This window comes from Mesorhizobium sp. M7A.F.Ca.CA.004.12.1.1, from assembly GCF_003997835.1.
Taxonomy (GTDB): domain Bacteria; phylum Pseudomonadota; class Alphaproteobacteria; order Rhizobiales; family Rhizobiaceae; genus Mesorhizobium.
Map to the genome: position 1 here is coordinate 1 of NZ_RZRK01000726.1, position 3,046 is coordinate 3,046.

The window sequence follows — 3,046 nt, forward strand, 5'->3', positions numbered from 1 at the left end:
TCGTCGATGCCGACATGAACAAGGAATCGACCCGCCTCCAGGCCCTGCAGGTCCAGCAGCAGCTCGGCATCCAGGCGCTGTCGATCGCCAACGGTTCGTCGCAGTCGATCCTGTCGCTCTTCCGCGGCTAATCGCATCCGCCAACTTGCACTAAAATCGGGCCGCGCCAAAAGCGCGGCCCGATTTCGTTTGCTCGGACCGCGCGCAACGCTCTGTCGTTAACTCTCGAAAGGCCGCGTTTAACAGGCTGTTAACCATGTCCCGCTAATTATGGTTAACCAATAGCTTACAACGGTTGGCGAATCGGCCCTACTGGCACGATACCACGGTTGAAGCAGGCTATCCGGCATGTCTGAGCATGCCGGCCTTTGAGAAGGAGCGACTTTCTTGGCGAGTATCATGACCAACGCCGCGGCGTTAACCGCGCTTCAAAGCCTCAGCGCCACCAACAAGTCACTCGAGCAGACACAGGCCCGCATATCGACGGGCTACCGTGTCTCGCAAGCTTCGGACAACGCGGCCTACTGGTCGATCGCCACCACGATGCGCTCCGACAACCAGGCCCTGTCGACGGTGCAGGATGCACTCGGCCTCGGCGCCTCGAAAGTCGACACCGCCTACACCGGCATGAACAATGTGCTGACAACGATCGGCCAGATCAAGACCAAGCTGCTTTCGACCGTCGGCCAGACGGACGCAGCCAAGGCAAAGACGCAGACCGAGATCAAAGCGCTTCAGGCGCAGATGAAGTCGTTCGCCGATGCGGCCACCTTTTCAGGCTCGAACTTCCTAGCGGTGACCTCAAAGCAGGTTGCGGCCGCCAATGACGGCGTCCAGCCCGACTCCCAGATCGTGTCCTCATTCAATCGTTCCTCATCCGGCGCCATCTCGATCGGGACGATCGATATCGATGTCGAGAGCACCAAGCTTTTCGACTACGGCCTCGCCGCCGAGGTCAAGAATTACGGAACCCTCGATCGCCAGACGTCCATCTATTCCACGGGCGCCGCCCAGACCCTGTACGACAACGCCTATGCGGGCGTGATCGCGGGCGGAGGAACGGACATCGCCGCGAACACCGCCGGCCAGACGGCGGCGGGAGCGGTCGCCAAGGTCGACAATATCTCCGCCTACAACCTCGATATCACGGCACCAGGCATTACCGACGACATCATCACGCAGATGGTGAACAGGATCGATAACGTCATGGCCCAGCTGACCGACTCCGCCACCATCCTCGGTTCCGCCAAGAGCAGCATTGACCTGCAGAAGACCTTCACCCAGAGTTTGATGGACTCCATCGACCGCGGCGTCGGCCAGCTTGTCGATGCCGACATGAACAAGGAATCGACCCGGCTCCAGGCACTGCAGGTTCAGCAGCAGCTCGGCGTTCAAGCGCTGTCGATCGCCAACAGCGCCTCGCAGTCGATCCTGTCTCTGTTCAAGAGCTGATCACGGGCGCCACCGGCGCCGTCCTTTCCATCAGATAATCGGGCCGCGCCGCCAGCGCGGCCCGATTTCATTTTCGCACAAGCTTCGAAGACTAGAGTTCCGGCGGACAATCATGCTGGGAGTCGTTGAACCGTGCCGGAACAGATCCAGAGCATCATCTCGAATCTCCGCGGGTTTGGCGTGAAGCGCCTCGCCATGCTGGCGGGCATCGCCGTTCTGGTGATGGGCGTCATCGGCATCGCCTCGGTCTATCTCAACCGCCCCGCCTATGACACGCTCTATGTGGGACTAGACCGCGCCGACGTGAACCAGATCGGCCTGGTGCTGGGCGAAGCCGGCATCGGCTTCGATGTCGGCGCCGATGGAACCTCGGTTCTGGTGCCGGCCGGCACCACCGCTCAGGCCCGCATGCTGCTTGCCGAAAAGGGCCTGCCGACCAGCGCCAATGCCGGCTACGAATTGTTCGACAATGTCGGCTCGCTCGGCCTCACCTCCTTCATGCAGCAGATCACCCGCGTGCGGGCGCTGGAAGGCGAGATCGCCCGCACCATCCAGTCCATATCGGGCATCAAGGCTGCGCGGGTCCACATCGTCATGTCCGAACGGGCCAATTTCCGCCGCGACGAGCAGCAGCCCTCGGCCTCCGTGGTCATCCGCTACGCCGGCATCGACGCCGAGAAGAGCGCCATGTCGATCCGCCATCTCGTCGCCGCCGCCGTTCCCGGCCTGTCGGCAGACAAGGTGACTGTTCTCGATTCCAGCGGCAATCTGCTGGCCGCGGGCGACGATCCTTCCAACACCAGCGCCGCCCGCACGCTCGGCGTCGAGCAGACCGTCGAGGCGCAGATCGGAGACAACATCCGCCGTGCGCTGACGGCCTATCTCGGCCCCGACAATTTCCGCGCAAGCGTCAAGGCCGAGGTCAACACCGACACCCGCCAGACGGAAGAGACCATCTTCGATCCGAATTCCCGCGTCGAACGCTCGGTGCAGTCGGTGCGGGCCAACGAGAACAACAACCAGAAGCAGGCTTCCACTCCGGCCAGCGTCGAGCAGAACCTGCCCGAGACCCAGGCAACCGCCACCGATGGTCCGCAATCCTCCTCGCAGAACGACCGCAGGGAAGAGATCACCAACTACGAGATCAATTCCAAGAAGATCGCCACGGTCTCAAACGGCTACACCGTCACCAAGATGTCGATTGCCGTGGTCGTCAATCAGCAACGGCTGACGGCCATCCTCGGCAAGGACGCCACGCCGGAGCAGATCGCCAAGCGCGTCGCCGAGATCCAGAAGATGGTCACGTCCGCTACCGGCCTTGACGAAAAGCGCGGCGACATCATCGACGTCTCGGCGGTCGAGTTCATCGACGGCCTGGATGGCGAGGCGATCCCGCAGGCGGGAATGCTCGATTCGATCGGCCAGCATGCCGGCACGATGATCAATGCCGGTGCCTTCATCGTCGTGGTGTTCCTGGTCGCCTTCTTCGGCCTGAGGCCGATGGCCGCGGCGCTGACGGCAAAGGCTACTCCGGCCCTGGCAGGTCCCAGCTTCGACGACGTCCAGCGCTCGCTGCCGACGCCGGAGGCAATGG

At 62.4% G+C, this 3,046-nt stretch carries 3 protein-coding genes; all 3 read left to right on the forward strand.

Annotated features, from left to right (window positions below):
- Positions 1-131: flagellin (locus EN984_RS28450; RefSeq protein ID WP_281057351.1), on the forward strand; the 131-nt coding region annotated here is incomplete at its 5' end.
- Positions 132-387: 256 nt separating this feature from the next.
- A complete protein-coding gene (locus tag EN984_RS28455; RefSeq protein WP_127270046.1) occupies positions 388-1,452 on the forward strand; it encodes a flagellin in 1,065 nt (354 codons plus the stop codon).
- A 132-nt stretch (positions 1,453-1,584) separates the two neighbouring features.
- A partial coding sequence (fliF, locus tag EN984_RS28460; RefSeq protein WP_127384121.1) for a flagellar basal-body MS-ring/collar protein FliF occupies positions 1,585-3,046 on the forward strand: 1,462 nt, incomplete at its 3' end.